The sequence below is a fragment of the Streptomyces sp. NPDC086787 genome, from assembly GCF_044745865.1.
In the GTDB taxonomy this organism is placed as follows: domain Bacteria; phylum Actinomycetota; class Actinomycetes; order Streptomycetales; family Streptomycetaceae; genus Streptomyces.
Window position 1 is genome coordinate 135,947 of the sequence record NZ_JBIVBC010000005.1, and the last position, 16,614, is coordinate 152,560.

Below are 16,614 nucleotides of genomic sequence, written 5' to 3' on the forward strand. Positions count from 1 at the left end.
TGACATTGGACTAGACCTGTAGGTGACGGAAGGGGTCCCATGAGCAGGCGTGCAGTCCTGGAGGTGATCGCCCTCGGGCCCGAGGACGCGGTCGCCGCCCAGGCGGGGGGTGCGGACCGGCTTGAGCTGGTCACCGACATGGCGGCGGACGGACTGACCCCACCCGCCCGGACCTTCACCGCGATCCGGGCCGCCGTCGACATCGACCTGCGGGTGATGCTGCGGCTGACCGACGGGTTCGCGGCCGGGGACGTCGGCGGCCTGGTGCGGGCGGCGGGGGAACTCCGCGGCGCCGGGGCCGACCAGTTCGTGCTCGGCTTCCTCGGCGCGGACGGCTCGACGGACCTGGCGGCGGTGGAACGGGTCGTCTCCGAACTCGACGGCTGCCGTTGGACGTTCCACCGCGCCATCGACCACTGCGGGGACCGCGACGCGCTGCGCAAGCAACTGGCCGACCTGCCCGGCCTCGACACCTACCTCACCGCCGGTGCGCCCACCGGAGTGGACGACGGCCTCCCCACACTGCGCACCGAGGCACTGCGCCGCGGCGAACCCGGCTACGCCCAGACCCTCCTCGCCGGCGGCGGCCTCCGCCTCACCCACGTCCCCACCCTCCTGAACGCAGGCGTCAACGCCTTCCACATCGGCAGCGCCGCCCGCCCGGAGGGCTGGACGGGGACGGTGTCGGCGGGAGCGGTGGGGGAGTGGCGGCGGGTGCTGGACGCGGGGGTCGTGGGCGGGGGCGGGACCTAGCCCAACTGCTCCGGCAGCGGTGTCGTGTGGGTCACGATCAGGCCCGACACCGCTCGGGTCAGGGCGACGTACAGGCGGCGCAGGCCGGTGCGTTCGTCCGGTTCCGCGTTCACCACCGAGCGGGGGTCGTCCAGGACGACGTAGTCGTACTCCAGGCCCTTGGCGAGTGAGGCCGGGACCAGGGTGAGGCGGGTTTCGCGGGTGGTCTCCTCGCCGGGGGACAGGTAACCGATGCCGGCGGTGGTGAGGGCCTCGGCCAGGGCCGGGACCTGGGCGTCGGACGTGATCAGGCCGACCGAGCCCTCGTTGCGCAGCAGTTCCGCGCAGGCGGCGATGACCTCGGCCGGGCCGGTGATCTCGCGGACATCGAAGAAGCCCGGGTTCTCACGGACCGACGCGACCGGGGTGAGGCCCGGGGCGATGTGGGGGAGGAGCCGGGAGGCGTAGGTGATGACGTCCGTCGGCACGCGGAAGCCCGCCGTCAGTTCCTCGATCATCCCGTCCGGCTTCCCCAGGTGGGCCAGCGCCTCGTCCCAGCTCCGCGTCGCCCACGGGGTGGTGCCCTGCGCCAGGTCGCCGAGGACCGTGGCACTGCCGGTGGTGCAGCGGCGGCCCACCGCCCGGTACTGCATCGGTGACAGGTCCTGCGCCTCGTCCAGCACCACATGCCCCAGCGAGTGCGTGCGCTCGACCAGATCGGTGACCTCGTCGATCAGCACGGCGTCCGCCGCCGACCACTTCGCCGACCGCACGCTGCGCACCGGCTTCGCCCACAGGATCGTCTTCTGCTCGGTCTCGTCCAGGACCCCGGCCGCGTGCTCGGCCAGGAGGTCCGCGTCGGTCAGCAACCGCAGGACGAGCTTCGCCGCGTCGACGGCCGGCCACACCGTCTTGACCATCGCCTTCACCGCGCTGTTGCGAGCGACCGCGTCCTGCACCCGGTCGTCCGGGGCCTCGCCCGCCCGCTCCATCTGCACCAGCACCGCGTGCGCCACGCGCTGCGGCAGCGCGTCGCGGGCGGCGCCGTAGCGGATGTCCCGGGCCAGCAGCTCGCGGACGATCTCCTCCTGCTCGTGGGCGGACACGCGCCAGCGCCGCGAGCCGCGCACCACCACGACCGGCTCGGTCGGCATGGTCACGTGCGCGTACACGGCCCGCCTCAGCACCTCCGCCATACGCGCGTCGCCCTTCACGATCGCCGCCGCCGCGTCGTCCGTGCCGCGCACCTCCACATGGGCGACCAGGTCGTCCACCGTCGCCTGCCGTACCGTCAGCTCGCCCAGCGCGGGCAGCACCTGCTCGATGTAGTGCAGGAAGGACTTGTTCGGGCCGATCACGAGCGTGCCGGTGCGGGCGAGCCGCTCCCGGTGGGCGTAGAGGAGATACGCGACCCGGTGCAGGCCGACGGCGGTCTTCCCGGTGCCGGGACCTCCCTGCACACAGACCGTGCCGGAGAGCCCGGACCGCACGATCTCGTCCTGCTCGGGCTGGATGGTCGCCACGATGTCGCGCATCGGGCCGACACGCGGACGCTCGATCTCCTGCTGGAGCAGCTTGCTGGTCGCCGCCGCCTCCGCCGGGTCGGACAGGTGCTCGTCCTCGTAGGCGGTGAGGTCCCCGCCCGTGTAGCCGAAGCGGCGGCGCAGCCCGACGTCCATCGGGTCCTTCTTGGAGGCCCGGTAGAACGGCTGCGACACCGGCGCGCGCCAGTCGATCACCATCGGGTCGCCGTCGTGGTCGTGCACATGGCGGCGGCCGATGTAGAAGCGCTCGCCCTCGGCGCCCTCCGCCCGGTCGGCACCCGGGGCGTGCAGGTAGTCGAGGCGGCCGAAGAACAGCGGGGTGTCGCTGAGGTCGGCCAGCGCCTTGATCCGCTCGTCGATCTGGCGGGCCAGGACCTCGGCGTTCACCCAGTTCGCGGTGACGTCGCGGATGTCGAGCGACTCGACGTCCTCCCGCATGGCGCGCAGCGCGGCCCGGGAGGAGGCCAGGTGGGAGCGCTCACGGGCGAGGGGGTCGGTGGCGGACGTGGACAAGGGGGTGCCTCCAGGGGGCGGTGCGACGTGAGGGTGCGACGTGGATGCCGTCCGGTTCCGGCCGGGCGGCGGCACTCCGGTGTGGAGGCGGGCAAGAGCGGGGATTCTAGTGAGATGCGGTGGGGAGGGCCAATGGATATTTCCGTGCGGGTGGCTGTTCCCGGCCAGTGATCTTCATTCTTTCGGCCATCCCCTAGGGGGACGAAGTCCATCTGGGGGTGGACAAGGAGGCCCTGGGGATTGGACCCGTAGGCCGATGCGTGGTACGCGGGTGTGGAGGGACCATGGAGACATGAGTGCAGCAACCATTCCCCCAACGAACGGTCACCCGTCCGGCGCCACGGCGGTCGACGGCACCCACCACCACCGCCTCGGCAGCGCCCTGCGAGCCATCAAGGTGTTCGCGGAAGCGACGTTCGGCGTGGTCGTCCTCGGCGAGTACGGCGAGGAGGCGGGCATACGCCGCAGGTGACCCCATAGGGTCGCCTACGTGCCGAAACGGTCACCCGACTCACCCCTTCACCTCCCCCTCCACTCCCCCCTGTTCCCCCCGCTCCTCCTGGTCGCGTCCCTCGCGTCCTTCGCCGCCCTCTGCTTCCTGCAACGCGCGCCGATGGCCGACGTACTGGTCTACCGCGCCGAGGGCGAGGCCGTCCTCCACGGCGGCGATCTCTACGGCTTCACGGTCACCGAGTGGCACCTGCCGGCCACCTATCCGCCCTTCGCGGCAGCCCTCTTCGTACCGGCCGCCTGGGTCTGCGTTCCAGCCCTGAAGACGTCGTTCCTCGTGGTCAACGTGCTTCTGCTGGCCGGTCTCGTCCGTCTCTCCGCCCGCCTCGCGGGTCGGACGATCACCCTGCCGCTGCTGTGCACCGCCACCGCGTCCGCCCTGTGGCTCGAACCCGTCTTCCAGACGCTGCTCTTCGGCCAGGTCAACCTGGCCATCGCCTGCCTGGTCCTGTGGGACCTCACCCGGCCGACGGGCGCTCGGGGCGCAGGCGTGGCCCTGGGAGTGGCGGCCGGGATCAAGCTCACGCCGGCCGTGTTCGTCATCCATCTGCTGCTGACCGGCCGCCGCCGGGAGGCCGCCACGGCGACGGCGGCCTTCGGTGGCACGGTCCTGCTGGGGGTGCTGCTGCTCCCGTCCGCCTCGGCGGACTTCTGGACGCGGCGGCTGTACGAGACGGGAAGGGTGGGCAAGGGCTGGATCGTCGACAACCAGTCCCTGCGGGGCCTGGTCGCGCGGGTGACGGGCGACCCCGCGCCGGTGCTCGCCTGGCTGATCCCGGCGGCGGTGGTCGGGGTGCTGGGGCTGTGGCTCGCGGCACGGGCCCGGGAGGAGCGGCACGGCATCCTGCTCACCGCGTTCACCGCCCTGCTCGTCTCACCGGTGAGCTGGTCCCACCACTGGGTGTGGTGCGTCCCGCTGACCGCCGTACTCCTCGCGGAGGGCCGCACCCGCCTGGCGGCGCTGACCCTGGCCGTCTTCACCGCCCGCACGATGTGGCTGCTCCCGCACCAGGGCGATCTGGACCTGCGGCTGCCCTGGTGGGCACAGCCCGCCGCAGCGCCCTATCCGCTGCTGGGCCTGGCGCTGCTGGTGGGCTGGTCGGGTGCCCTCCGACCCGGGCAACGCCGACGGCCGGCCACGGCCCGGCGCCCCCGGGAGGCGTGATCCACACCCGGCGCGCACGACATGACCGCCCCTCGGCCGGACCGACACTCGACTTTCGCTCGGCGTCCGCCGGGTTCGGCTTTCGCTCAGGGTCCGCCCGGGTTCGGTCTTCGCTCGGCGTCCGCCGGGTTCGGCTTTCGCTCAGGGTCCGTCCGGGTTCGGTCTTCGCTCGGCGTCCGCCGGGTTCGGCTTTCGCTCAGGGTCTGCCCGGGTTCGGTCTTCGCTCGGCGTCCGCCGGGTTCGGCTTTCGCTCAGGGTCCGTCCGGGTTCGGTCTTCGCTCGGCGTCCGCCGGTGTCGGCTTTCGCTCAGCCGTCCGCCAGGATCTCGTCCGCGTCCATGATTCGGTACGCGTATCCCTGTTCTGCCAGGAAGCGCTGGCGGTGGGCGGCGAAGTCCTGGTCGATGGTGTCGCGGGCGACCACGGAGTAGAAGTGGGCCTGGTGGCCGTCGGCCTTGGGGCGCAGGACCCGGCCGAGGCGCTGGGCCTCCTCCTGGCGGGAGCCGAAGGTGCCCGACACCTGGATGGCCACCGTGGCCTCCGGCAGGTCGATGGAGAAGTTCGCGACCTTCGAGACGACCAGCACGCTGATCTCGCCCTCCCGGAAGGCGTCGAACAGCTTCTCGCGCTGCGCGTTGGACGTCTCGCCCTTGATCACGGGGGCGTTCAGATGCTCGCCCAGCTCGTCGAGCTGGTCGATGTACTGGCCGATGACGAGGATCTGCTGCCCCGCGAACCGCCGGACGATCGCCTCCGTGACCTTCCGCTTGGTGGCCGTGGTCGCGCAGAAGCGGTACTTCTCCTCCGCCTCGGCGGTGGCGTAGGCGAGCCGTTCGGAGTCGGTGAGATTGACCCGTACCTCGACACAGTCGGCCGGCGCGATGTACCCCTGCGCCTCGATCTCCTTCCAGGGCGCGTCGAACCGCTTGGGTCCGATGAGGGAGAACACGTCCGACTCGCGGCCGTCCTCGCGCACCAGGGTCGCCGTCAGCCCCAGCCGGCGGCGCGCCTGGAGGTCGGCGGTGAACTTGAAGACGGGGGCGGGCAGCAGGTGCACCTCGTCGTAGACGATCAGGCCCCAGTCACGGGAGTCGAACAGCTCCAGGTGGGGGTAGACACCCTTCCGCCGGGTGGTCAGCACCTGGTAGGTCGCGATGGTGACCGGCCGGATCTCCTTCTTCGTACCGCTGTACTCGCCGATCTCGTCCTCGGTGAGCGTGGTCCGCTTCACCAGCTCGTGCTTCCACTGCCGGGCGGAGACGGTGTTGGTGACGAGGATCAGCGTGGTCGACTTGGCCTGCGCCATGGACCCGGCGCCCACCAGCGTCTTCCCGGCGCCGCAGGGCAGGACGACCACACCGCTGCCGCCGTGCCAGAAGTTCTCCACGGCCTGCCGCTGGTAGGCGCGCAGCGCCCAGCCTTCCTCGCGCAGCTCGATCGGGTGCGCCTCGCCGTCCACGTATCCCGCGAGGTCCTCGGCGGGCCATCCCAGCTTGAGCAGCGTCTGCTTGATCTGCCCCCGCTCGGAGGGGTGCACGACGACGGTGTCCGGGTCGATCCGGGCGCCGACGAGGGGAGCGATCCGCTTGGAACGCAGTACCTCTTCCAGCACCGGCCGGTCGGTGCTGGTCAGGACCAGACCGTGGGCCGGGTGCTTGCTGAGGGTCAGCCGGCCGTACCGGTCCATGGTGTCGGCGATGTCCACGAGCAGTGCGTGCGGCACGGGATAGCGGCTGTACTTCACCAGCGCGTCGACGACCTGCTCGGCGTCGTGCCCGGCCGCCCGCGCGTTCCACAGCCCGAGCGGGGTCACCCGGTAGGTGTGGATGTGCTCAGGGGCCCGCTCCAGCTCGGCGAACGGCGCGATGACGCGGCGGCACTCGTCGGCCTGCTCGTGGTCGACCTCCAGGAGCAGGGTTTTGTCTGACTGGACGATGAGCGGTCCTGAGTTCAACGCGTCACCCTTTCGTATGGCCATCCCCCGGCCATCTGAGTTCGGCCAGCTGTGTGGCCCAAACGTCCAGTGTGCCCTACCGGGCTCCGCTGCCGGCCGCGTCGTTCGTCTCAGTCCTCCGCCAGCTCCGCCACCCCGGTCACCCGGTGCAGCGGGTACGTCCGGACCTCGTCCGCCGTGTGGTCGAACGCCGTCACGAAGCCGCCCTCCACACGGATCGGGGCGATGACGCGCTGGCTGGCCGCGCCGTCGGCGTTGACATAGCCGATCCACAGGGCCTCGCCGGTGAGGACGGCGGCCTGCATGGTGGCGAGGGTCTCGGCCGCGCTGGTGCGGGGGAGGTCGCCGGTCGCGGCCGGGGCGGCGCCGGCCGTCGCCTTGCGCGGGGTCGTGGCGGCGAGGTCGCCCGCGCGGATGGCCCGGATCGCTGCCGCGAGGAGGGTGGTGTCCGGGGCCGGCGGGCCGTCCGGGACCGGTTCGGGGGCCGTGCGGGGCGGGGTGCGGTGAGCGTGCGCGCGGGTGATCAGGACGTCGCCCTCGGCGGACTCGGCGGCGGGCGCGTAACCCATCGCGCGCAGGCCGTCCAGGAGCGTCGCCGGGTCGGTCTGGGCGGCCAGCACGGTCGGTGCGAGACGGCGCAGGCGCAGTGCGGCCGCGCGCTTGTCGGCGAGGATCTCGTTCAGCACGGCGTCGTCGTCGCAGCGGACGTAGGCGGAGGCGGCGCCCACCCGCAGATGGCCGTGTCTGCGCGCCACGTCGTCGATCAGATAGGCGAGCGGCTGCGGCACCGGTGTGCGGGAGTGGGCGGACAGGAAGGCGTGCAGGTCGGCGGCCGCGCGACCGGCGTCGAGGGCGCGGCGTACCGAGGCGGGGGTGAAGCGGTAGACCGTGGCACCACCCTTCGACTCCACGTCCGCGAGTACCGACAGCGTCTCCGCGAGCGGACGCTCCAGCGGGCCGGGGGCCACCGCCGTCAGATCGGCCTGGAGCAGCACGTGGTCGAGCGGCTCGGGCAGGAGGGGAGCGAGGATGCGGCCGGCCGCGGCGGCGGCCACCTCCCGCTCGGGCGGCGAGAGCGGCGCCAGTGGCACGGGCGGGCGGTGGTGATGGTGGTGGGCGGGCAGCTTGTCGCCGGGGCCGGAGGGTTCGCCGGCCGACGGGGCGGGCGCGGGACGGCCGGGCGCGGGTGCGCCGAGCAGCGCCCTGCCGTGCGCGGACAGCGCCCCGCGTCCGGTGACGCCGAGCAGTTCGGCCTCCTCCAGCGTCCACTTGGCGAGGCGGGAGCGCAGGTCGTCGTCGTTCTGCGGGCCGCGCAGCGGGCGTTCCCAGCCCAGCCGGGCCAGCACCGAGCCGGGGACGGGTGCCGAACCCTCCGGGAGCGCGGCCAGCAGGGACAGCACCCGGTGCCGTACCTCCGGCGCGGCCGAGCGGTCGAGCCCCGGGCCCAGCGCCGACAGCGCGCGGTCCTTCGCGTCCCGCCCGCCGACCACCCCCGGTGTGCGGGTCGCCACCAGCCACGCCCCGGCGAGCCGTGCCCAGCGCTCGCCCGGGGGCGCCGTCAGCCACTCGTCGTAGGCGGGGGTCGCGGCATACCGTTCGTCGGCCTCGCCGTCCGAGGCCAGCAGGCCCGCCGCGTAGGCGAGTTCGACCCAGAAGGCGGCGACGGGCTCGGACACGTCCAGCGCGACAGCGGTCCGCTTCAGGTCCCGCACGCTCAGGCCGCCCGCCCGCAGCACCGCGGGCCCGCCCTCGTCCCAGTCCTTCAGCAGTTCCTCGACGGTCGCGAGCGTGCCGTACGCCTGCCCGGCCGCCGTCGCGTCCACCAGCTGCGGAGCGTGCGCCGCGGCCGGTTCGACGGCGGGCGGTACGGCCTCGGGCGCGCGGTGGGCGCGGCCCTCACGCAGATGCAGGGCGACCTCGCGGGGGAGTACGACGGTGCCGGGCGCCGTCGGCAGCAGCAGGCCCCGGTCCAGCAGCCAGCGCAGCCGGGGCGCCGGATCGGCGGTGACCTGTCCGTACGGCGGCCCCCAGACCAGTCGGGTCAGTACCTCCAGCGACTCCTCGGGCGCCGTGCCGAGCAGTACGGCCATCCGTGCGCGGTCCGTGAAGAGCTCGGCCAGCGCCGCCGAGGCGGAGACCGCGTCATGCGTCGAGGACAGGCCCGCGGTGGCGACGATCTCCTGGACCCGGCCCGGCGACATCGCGGCGGTCACCTCCCGCACGGTCGGGCCGAGCCCCGTCGGGGAGGGGTGCTGCGGCGACGGGGCCAGCACCTCGCGGGCCGTGCGCACCAGGCGGAGCCGCTCGTCGTCGCCCCAGACCAGGGCCTGTTCACGCAGGTCGGCCAGAGCCCGGGGGAGGGCGTCGACCACGGCGGGATCCGTCCGGGCGTCACCGGCCATCAGGCCCAGGAGTTCGCCGTACGTTGCCGGGTCCGCCGCCACCGCCAGCGCCTCGGCCGTCTGCAACGCGAAGCGGTCCAGCCGCTCCAGGGCGCGCAGCACCGAGGCGCGGGTTCCGGCGCGGGTGGCGAGCTGGGTGAGGTCGGTGGGGACGGGCGTGATGAGGTCAGGGCGGCTGCGCAGGAGCGCGGCCAGGGAATCGTCGTCCCGTGCGCGGAGCGCCTCCGCGAGGGAGCGGGGCGCCGGGCGGTCCTCGGTGCTCATCTGACTTACGGTACCGGCGGTCCGGGCCTGCGCTACCTTCGTCCGACGTGGGTATCGAAAGCGACCAGGTCGTCTACGAATATCTGAGCCGGGTCGGTGACGTGGCACAGCAGCGACAGCTGCCGTCGGCCGCGAGGATGCGCCTGGTCTCAGAGCTGCGCAACGAGATCGACCGGCACCGCGCCAGGGTCTCCGTCGACAGCCCGGCCGCCGTCCGCCGCATCATCGCCAGGCTGGGCAGCCCGGACGAGGTGGTCGCGGCGGCGGGGTCCGAGGCGGGCGGGTCGGCGTCGGTGCCGTCGGCCACCGTGCCCGTGCAGCCGGTGAAGCCTGTGAAACACGTGAAACCCGTGCGGCCGGAATCGCCCGCGCGGCCGCGCTGGAGGGTGCCGAAGCCGCGTCCGGCCGAGCCGGAGGTGTCGTCCCCGGCTCCGTCCCCGCCGCATCTCGCCGGTGAGGACGAGCTCGGCGACAGCGCGCTGCAACCCGACTGGTGGCGGGTGGACAGCAGCCCGTTCGGGGAGGGCGACAGCGTGCCCGGGTTCGTCGGCGGGGTGGAGATTCCCGAGCTGCTCAGGCCTCCGCCGCCGAAGAAGGAACCCGGTGAGGCCGCGGAGTCCGGGGAGCCCGGGGAACTCACGGAGGCGGAGGAGTCGGAGGCGGCCGCCGCCGAGGAGGCCGCGCCGCGCCGTCGGCGGTTCGCCGTCCCGGGGCCCGCCGCCGGGTGGACCAACCCGCTGCTGCTGCTCGCGGCCGGGCTCCTCGTCGCCGGCGCCGTGCTCGGCAACTGGCTCGCGCTCGCCCTGGGCTGGCTCATCGCGTACGGCTCCCGACGGCTGACCCCGGCCGAGACCAGGTGGGCGGTGATGGTCCTGCCCGCACTGGCCGTCACCGCCGGGGTGGTCTGGCTGTGGGGGCGGACCGACGGACGGTGGGGCGCCCCCCTCGCCCAGGGCCACATGAACGACGCGGTCGGCGAGACCTGGCCGTGGGTCGTGCGGGGCGCGGCGCTGGCTTCGGCGCTGTACCTGGCGTGGCGCTCACAGCGACGCCGCTAGCCGCGGGCTTCCGGCGGGCTTCCGGCGGGCTTCGGGGAGTCCGAGGGGTCGGGGAGTCCGAGGAGTCCGAGGGGGCGGCGACCCGGCGGCTACGCCCCTGGGCACAATGGCTCGCATGGACTCCTCCGCCGTGCTCACCGTCGGGTTCGACCTCGACATGACGCTGATCGACTCCCGGCCGGGCATCCGGGCCTGCTATCTGGCGCTGTCCGAGCGGACGGGGACGTACATCGACGCCGATCTGGCGGTCACCCGGCTCGGGCCGCCGCTGGCGGAGGAGATGGCCAACTGGTTCCCGCCCGAGCGGGTCGCGGAGATGAGCGACCTGTACCGGGAGATGTACTCGGCGATCGCCGTCGCCGCCTCGCCCGCGATGCCCGGTGCCCGGGAGTCGATCGCGGCGGTCCGGGCGGCCGGTGGGCAGGCGGTCGTCGTCACCGCGAAGTACGAGCCGAACGCCCGGCTGCACCTGGCCCACCTGGGCCTGGAGCCGGACGTGCTGGTGGGTGACCTGTGGGCGGAGCAGAAGGCGGACGCGCTGCGCGCGCACGGCGCCCAGGTGTACGTCGGCGACCATGTGGGAGACGTGCGCGGCGCCCGTACCGCCGGAGCGTTGTCGGTCGCCGTCGCCACCGGGCCGTGCGACGCGGAGGAACTGCGGACGGCGGGCGCGGACGTGGTGCTCGACGACCTCGCCGCGTTTCCGGGGTGGCTGGCCGGTTACCGGGCGTCGGCGCGCGCCTGACGCCGGTCCGCGGCGATGGACCGCAGCAGGCCCGCGCCCGCCACGAGGAAGCCGACCCCCATCAGCATGCTCAGTCCGAACATGTAGGTGGGAAAGGGTTTCGCGCCCAGAAACAACGGGGTCACGGTGACGAGAGTGGCCACGGCACCGATGAGGAAGACGAGGGCACCGGCACGGATCAGTCCGTCGCCGGGCCCGGCGGAATTCGCTTGGGTTTTGTCACGCACCCGACCAGGGTAGTTCCCAGCGCGAAGGAACAATCGGGCGACGTCTTGTCACCGGCCGGAAGACCATTAGCCTGGGTACCGGCGGGTCAGCGAGGACCCGCTCTCATGCTGTCAAGAGCAGTTTTCCGAAGCAGTTTTCCGACGAGTACGAGGACGAGGACAGACGTGCCTACCGGCAAGGTCAAGTGGTTCAACAGTGAGAAGGGCTTCGGCTTTCTCTCCCGGGACGACGGCGGTGACGTCTTCGTCCATTCCTCGGTTCTCCCCGCCGGAGTCGACGTACTCAAGCCGGGACAGCGCGTGGAGTTCGGGGTGGTCGCCGGCCAGCGCGGTGACCAGGCACTCTCCGTGACCGTTCTCGACCCGACGCCGTCGGTCGCGGCCGCCCAGCGCAAGAAGCCGGACGAACTGGCCTCCATCGTCCAGGACCTGACCACGCTTCTGGAGAACATCACGCCGATGCTGGAGAAGGGCCGCTACCCCGAAAAGGCATCCGGAAAGAAGATCGCCGGTCTGCTGCGCGCGGTCGCCGACCAGTTGGACGTGTGACCAGTGTGCCCAGTGTGACCACTCCGGGGTCGCGCTAGGGGAAATCCAGCGCGTGCGGGCCGAGGGGCGGGAGCAGTCCCTCGGCCGCCGCGCGGGTGAGCAGCCCCCGGACCGCCGCGTAGCCGTCCTCGCCGAGCTGCGCCGTGAACTCGTTGACGTACAGACCGATGTGCTGGTCGGCGACGGCCGGGTCCATCTCCTGGGCGTGCTCCATCACATAGGGCCGGGAGGCCTCCGGGTCGTCCCAGGCCGCGCGCACGGACGTGCGGACCGAGTCCGCCAGCAGCCGCAGCGCGTCCGCGCCCAGTGAGCGCCGGGCGATGATCGCGCCGAGCGGGATCGGCAGCCCGGTGGTGTGCTCCCAGTGCTCGCCCATGTCCGCGAGCTTGTGCAGCCCGTAGTTCTGGTACGTGAAGCGCGCCTCGTGGATCACCAGACCCGCGTCGACCTTCCCGTCCCGCACGGCCGGCATGATCTCGTGGAACGGCAGGACGACGACCTCGCCCACCCCGCCGGTCAGCGTGTCCGCGGCCCACAGCCGGAACAGCAGATACGCCGTCGACTTCTCGCTCGGCACCGCGACCCTGGCCCCGGTGAGGTCGGCGCCCGGCTCACGGGTCAGCACCAGCGGCCCGCAGCCCCGGCCCAGCGCGCCCCCGCAGGGCAGCAGCGCGTACTCGTCGAGCACGTACGGCAGGGCCGCGTACGACACCTTCAGTACGTCGAACTCGCCGCGCTCGGCCATGCCGTTGGTGACGTCGATGTCCGCGAACGTCACGTCGAGCGCGGGTGCGCCCGGCACCCGGCCGTGGGCGAGGGCGTCGAAGACGAAGGTGTCGTTCGGGCAGGGCGAGTAGGCGATCCGCAGGGGCTCAGCTGTCGTGGCTGTCATGGCTGTTCCAACTCTCCAGGACGGGCGGGAGCTTCCCGAAACCCTCGGTGAGGGCCGCGAGGGCGTCACCGATCCGCCAGGCGGCGCGGTCGCGTGGTCCGACCGGGTTGGACACCGCGCGTATCTCCAGGACCGCGACGCCGTGCGCGGCGGCGGCCTCGGCCACGCCGAAGCCCTCCATGGCCTCGGCGAGGGCACGCGGGTGGCGGGCGCTCAGCTGCTCGGCGCGGGCGGCCGTGCCGGTCACGGTCGAAACGGTGAGCACGGTTCCGGCGCGCGCTCCGGTCGCGGCGGCCACGTCACGGACGAGGGCCTCCGGCGGGCGGTGGCTCACGGTGCCGAAGCCGAGCTCGGTGACCGGGAGGAAGCCGTCGGGCGTGTCGGCGCCCAGATCGGCCGCGGTGATCTCGTCGGCGACGACCAGGGAGCCGACGGGCGCCCCGGGCTGGAAACCGCCGGCGATCCCGGCGGAGACGACCAGGGTGTACGGGGTGCCGGACAGGGCGGCGGTGGTGAGCGCGGTGGCGGTGGCGGCCGCGGCACGGGCCGGGCCCACCCCGACCGCCAGCAGGTCGTACCCCGCCGGGGTCCGCGGGAACGCACGGGCCACCGCGTCCCGCTCTGCGGGGACCGCGGTGGTCACGAGTACGCGCGCTTCGTGCACGGGGTACGGGGCGACGCGCGTCAGGAGGCGGAGGCGGCCGAGGAGTCGGGGTCCTTCTTCAGCTTGAAGGACCAAAGACCCTTGACGTCCTTGTCGCCCTCCTTGATCGACACCAGGGTCGAGTTGCCCTGGGCGCCGTACTGCACGTTGAAGAACACGCTGCCCGGGATGGTGCGGTAGGTCTTCTTACTGGACTCGGTGAGCGGCTGACCGTTCATCAGGATCGTCCAGCCGTTGTCCGCGATCTTCGGGTCGACACCGAGGCGCACGGTCTCGTCCGGGTCCACCGTGATCGACTTGATGTCGGTGTCCTTGAGGCAGTCCCGGAGCGTGGCGGTGTCCAGGGCCTTGCCGTCGTTGTAGCAGGTGGCCTCGGAATTGACCGAGTTGGTGCCGACGGTGATCGTCGCGATCGGGGTCGGCTTGTCACACGCCGACAGAACGAGCAGTCCAGCAGAAACGGCGCCGGCGGCGGCGACGGCGCGGCGGCGTCGCACAACGGAATGCATCGTGGTCATGGCCGAAGGCTATCGGGCGCCCCGGGCCGTCCCCCCACGTGGGGTACGGCGTGCCCGGTTCGTTACGCCACTCGCGGCGGTACGGACCGCCGCGGGACGCGGTCGGGGGCTGTCGCGCACGGTGCGGCCGTCCCGGCCCCGTCACGTCACTCGCGTTCGCGTCCGGCCGCCGTGTCGTGCCGAGTCCAGCAGGCCGCGCAGTGTGGTCAGCCAGCCCGTCGCCACGATCGCGGCGGCCACCGCCAGGCCCGCGGTGCCGTTGAGGGGCATCACGATGCCGACCGCGCCGCCGAACACCCAGGCCACCTGGAGCAGGGTCTCGGAGCGGGCGAAGGCGGACGTGCGGACCTGCTCCGGGACGTCCCGCTGGATCAGGGCGTCCAGGGACAGCTTCGCGAGGGCCTGGGCGAAGCCGGCGACCGCGGCCAGGCCGGCCACCAGGACCGCGCCGAAGAACACCGCCGCGACCACCGCCGTACCCAGCGCCACCGCGACCACGGTCACGATGATGATCTCCGGCGCCCGGGAGCGCAGCCACGCCCCGACCGCCGTGCCCAGCGCGTTGCCCACGCCCGCCGACACACCCACGATCCCGAGCGACACCGCCGCGCTCTCACCGGCCAGCGGGTGCTCGCGCAGCAGGAACGCGAGGAAGAAGATCAGGAAGCCGGACAGGCAGCGCAGGGCCGCGTTGGCGCCGAGGGCGTGGGTGACGGCCGGCCCGACCGTGCGCAGCCCCGGCCGCTTCACCGCCCCCCGCCGCGGCCCGTGCAGATGGTTCTCGTCGGCGGCGAGCAGCGCGATGTCCTCGCCCTTGGCGGAGTCCACCTTCGGCGGCAGGGAGAACGACAGGAACGTACCCGCCACGAAGATCACGAACGCGCCGTAGAGCGGCCAGCGCGGGTCGACCGTCTGGAGCCCGGCGCCGACCGGCGCGGCGATGCCGGTGGCGAGGAGCCCGCCGAGAGTCACCCGGGAGTTGGCCTTGACCAGCGAGAAGGCGGGCGGCAGCAACCGGGGCACCACGGCGCTGCGCACCACCCCGTACGCCTTCGAGGCCACCAGCACGCCGAGCGCGGCCGGATACAGCTGAAGGCTGCCGGAGGCCACCGCCCCCGAGATGATCAGCGCCAGCATCGCCCGGGCGAGCATCGCGCCCGCCATCGCGGCCCGGCGGCCGTGCGGCAGCCGGTCGAGGAGGGGGCCGATCACGGGCGCCAGGACCGTGAAGGGGGCCATGGTGATGGCGAGGTAGAGGGCGACGCGGCCGCGGGCCTCGTCGGTGGGCACCGAGAAGAACACGGTGGAGGCGAGCGCCACGGTGATCATGACGTCCCCGGCGCCGTTCACCGCGTGCAGCTCGATCAGCTTGCCGAGCCCGGACTCCCCGGCACCATGGGCGTGCGTCGCCTTGCGGATGCCCCGGGCGGTTCCGGTGACCGGGAAGTGCAGGGCACGGCCGATCGAGCGGACGGCACCGCGCATCCGGACCGCACCGCCACCTCGGCTGCTTCCCTTGACCCCACCGGCCCCGGTGGCGCCCTGGGACGACCTCGCGGCTGCCACGACGTTCATAGTGCCCTGAGAACGCGGGTCGTAGTGCACTTTGCGGCCGAGCGAGTCGGGCGCGGGGCAGGGCGACTTCGGCGTCGGGACAGGGGGCGAAGGCGGGAAAGTCCGCGCCTAACCGGCGTAGTGTGCCGTCGGTGTGGGCCGAGCGCCCTCGAACAGGTAGCGTGCGTATCTCAGCCATCCCGCAGAATGGATGGAAGAGGTGCGCCCGAGCGCGATCGGACGCGGACGTCGATGCGGCCCCCAGGTCCGCTCCGTCCGCCCCACCGCCTTCAGGCCGGCGCACTCGTTGAGACGGCGTAGGAGAGAAGCGATACCCGTGAGCGCAGCGACAACGCGAAGCCGCACCCCCGACCGTCTGTGCGCCGAGGCGGTCGACCTCGCCCGTGCCGCGGCCGAGGAGGCCGCCGCCCCCGGTGTGGTCGGCGAGCACGTGGGCCTGGTGTCCGAGGGCGACCGCGTTGTCACGCACTTCTTCGAGTGCAAGGAACTCGGCTACCGCGGCTGGCGCTGGGCGGCCACCGTGGCCCGCGCCTCCCGCGCCAAGCTGGTGACGCTCGACGAGGTCGTCCTGCTGCCGGGCCAGGACGCGCTGCTGGCCCCGGAGTGGGTGCCGTGGAGCGAGCGGCTGCGCCCCGGCGACATGGGCCCCGGCGATCTGCTGCCCACGGACGCGGAGGACCTGCGCCTGGAGCCCGGCTACTCGGGCGACGACGAGCCGCTGCCCACCTCCGCCGTGTCGCACGAGATGGCCGAGCTGGTGGAGGCGGAGGACGCCGAGGTCACCTCCGGTGCCCCCGCCGCGCTGCCCGTGACCCCCTCCCGCGGCACCATCGCCGCGATCGCCGAGGAGCTCGGCCTGCGCCGGGCCCGTGTCCTGTCCCGCTACGGCCTGCATGTCGCGGCGGACCGCTGGGACGACGCGTTCGGCGCCCAGACCCCGATGGCCCAGGCGGCCCCCGCGGCCTGCGTCACCTGCGGCTTCCTGGTGCCCCTCGGCGGCTCGCTGGGCCAGGCCTTCGGCCTGTGCGCCAACGAGTTCTCCCCGGCCGACGGGCGTGTCGTGTCGCTCTCGTACGGCTGCGGCGGCCACTCGGAGGCCGCGGTCATGCCCAAGCCGCCCCAGCCGGCCGCCCCGGTCGTGGACGAGACGAGGCTGGACCCCTTCCCGCTGCGCCCCGCGGCCGATTCCGGCTCGGTCCCGGAGGCGGGCGACGAGGAGACGGCGGAACTGGGTCACTCGTAGCGGGTAGCGTGCGTAGGCTGGTGGGCCGGTGCGGAGTCCGGACCTCGCCGATCTGAGGAG

General features: G+C 73.1%; 15 protein-coding genes. 7 read left to right on the forward strand and 8 right to left on the reverse strand.

Annotated elements, in window-relative coordinates; all coding sequences use genetic code 11:
- Positions 1-39: 39 nt before the first annotated feature.
- A complete protein-coding gene (locus tag ACIPK3_RS14920) occupies positions 40-753 on the forward strand; it encodes a copper homeostasis protein CutC (RefSeq protein WP_402569694.1) in 714 nt (237 codons plus the stop codon).
- Here the strand turns inward: ACIPK3_RS14920 and ACIPK3_RS14925 are convergent.
- Positions 750-2,714 carry a HelD family protein gene (locus tag ACIPK3_RS14925; RefSeq protein WP_402570184.1) on the reverse strand — a complete coding sequence of 655 codons (1,965 nt, stop codon included), beginning with the start codon at positions 2,712-2,714 and terminating at the stop codon, positions 750-752. The two genes, ACIPK3_RS14920 and ACIPK3_RS14925, sit on opposite strands and share 4 nt — an antisense overlap.
- Before the next feature lie 367 nt (positions 2,715-3,081).
- On the opposite strand from ACIPK3_RS14925, the gene ACIPK3_RS14930 reads away from it, so the two are divergent.
- Complete coding sequence (locus tag ACIPK3_RS14930; protein ID WP_402569696.1) at positions 3,082-3,261, forward strand: hypothetical protein; 180 nt, start codon at positions 3,082-3,084, stop codon at positions 3,259-3,261.
- Positions 3,262-3,402: 141 nt separating this feature from the next.
- The gene (locus tag ACIPK3_RS14935; protein WP_402570186.1) at positions 3,403-4,464 is read left to right on the forward strand and encodes a glycosyltransferase 87 family protein; all 1,062 of its coding nucleotides are present in this window, start codon (positions 3,403-3,405) and stop codon (positions 4,462-4,464) included.
- Positions 4,465-4,770: 306 nt separating this feature from the next.
- Here ACIPK3_RS14935 and ACIPK3_RS14940 read toward each other — a convergent pair whose 3' ends face one another.
- Both ACIPK3_RS14940 and ACIPK3_RS14945 read right to left on the reverse strand, forming a co-directional pair.
- Positions 4,771-6,417, reverse strand: a complete 1,647-nt coding sequence (locus ACIPK3_RS14940) for a DNA repair helicase XPB (RefSeq protein ID WP_402569698.1) — start codon at positions 6,415-6,417, stop codon at positions 4,771-4,773.
- A 110-nt stretch (positions 6,418-6,527) separates the two neighbouring features.
- Positions 6,528-9,083 (reverse strand): helicase-associated domain-containing protein, encoded by a 2,556-nt coding sequence (locus ACIPK3_RS14945; protein ID WP_402569700.1) that lies wholly within the window; start codon positions 9,081-9,083, stop codon positions 6,528-6,530.
- 47 nt (positions 9,084-9,130) lie between these two features.
- Between ACIPK3_RS14945 and ACIPK3_RS14950 the strand changes: the two genes are divergently transcribed.
- Together ACIPK3_RS14950 and ACIPK3_RS14955 are read left to right on the forward strand one after the other, a co-directional pair.
- Positions 9,131-10,141 carry a hypothetical protein gene (locus tag ACIPK3_RS14950; RefSeq protein ID WP_402569702.1) on the forward strand — a complete coding sequence of 337 codons (1,011 nt, stop codon included), beginning with the start codon at positions 9,131-9,133 and terminating at the stop codon, positions 10,139-10,141.
- 106 nt (positions 10,142-10,247) lie between these two features.
- Positions 10,248-10,886, forward strand: coding sequence for an HAD family hydrolase (locus ACIPK3_RS14955; RefSeq protein WP_402569704.1), 639 nt, complete (start codon positions 10,248-10,250; stop codon positions 10,884-10,886).
- Here the strand turns inward: ACIPK3_RS14955 and ACIPK3_RS14960 are convergent.
- Positions 10,862-11,113: a hypothetical protein gene (locus tag ACIPK3_RS14960; RefSeq protein ID WP_402569706.1), complete on the reverse strand. Its 252-nt coding sequence runs from the start codon at positions 11,111-11,113 to the stop codon at positions 10,862-10,864. The two genes, ACIPK3_RS14955 and ACIPK3_RS14960, sit on opposite strands and share 25 nt — an antisense overlap.
- Positions 11,114-11,278: 165 nt before the next feature.
- Between ACIPK3_RS14960 and ACIPK3_RS14965 the strand changes: the two genes are divergently transcribed.
- Positions 11,279-11,662 carry a cold-shock protein gene (locus tag ACIPK3_RS14965; protein WP_361125125.1) on the forward strand — a complete coding sequence of 128 codons (384 nt, stop codon included), beginning with the start codon at positions 11,279-11,281 and terminating at the stop codon, positions 11,660-11,662.
- Between the two features lie 34 nt (positions 11,663-11,696).
- Here the strand turns inward: ACIPK3_RS14965 and ACIPK3_RS14970 are convergent, their stop codons facing one another.
- The 4 genes from ACIPK3_RS14970 to ACIPK3_RS14985 form a co-directional block, all read right to left on the reverse strand.
- Positions 11,697-12,554, reverse strand: coding sequence for a 1,4-dihydroxy-6-naphthoate synthase (locus ACIPK3_RS14970; protein WP_402569708.1), 858 nt, complete (start codon positions 12,552-12,554; stop codon positions 11,697-11,699).
- Positions 12,535-13,242, reverse strand: a complete 708-nt coding sequence (locus ACIPK3_RS14975; RefSeq protein WP_402570188.1) for a futalosine hydrolase — start codon at positions 13,240-13,242, stop codon at positions 12,535-12,537. Before ACIPK3_RS14975 ends, ACIPK3_RS14970 begins: the two co-directional genes overlap by 20 nt.
- Positions 13,239-13,736, reverse strand: a complete 498-nt coding sequence (locus tag ACIPK3_RS14980) for a DUF2771 domain-containing protein (protein ID WP_402569710.1) — start codon at positions 13,734-13,736, stop codon at positions 13,239-13,241. Before ACIPK3_RS14980 ends, ACIPK3_RS14975 begins: the two co-directional genes overlap by 4 nt.
- Positions 13,737-13,877: 141 nt before the next feature.
- Positions 13,878-15,302 carry an MFS transporter gene (locus ACIPK3_RS14985; RefSeq protein WP_402569712.1) on the reverse strand — a complete coding sequence of 475 codons (1,425 nt, stop codon included), beginning with the start codon at positions 15,300-15,302 and terminating at the stop codon, positions 13,878-13,880.
- Positions 15,303-15,627: 325 nt separating this feature from the next.
- Between ACIPK3_RS14985 and ACIPK3_RS14990 the strand changes: the two genes are divergently transcribed.
- The gene (locus tag ACIPK3_RS14990) at positions 15,628-16,554 is read left to right on the forward strand and encodes a DUF3027 domain-containing protein (RefSeq protein ID WP_402569714.1); all 927 of its coding nucleotides are present in this window, start codon (positions 15,628-15,630) and stop codon (positions 16,552-16,554) included.
- The last annotated feature ends 60 nt before the right edge of the window (positions 16,555-16,614 follow it).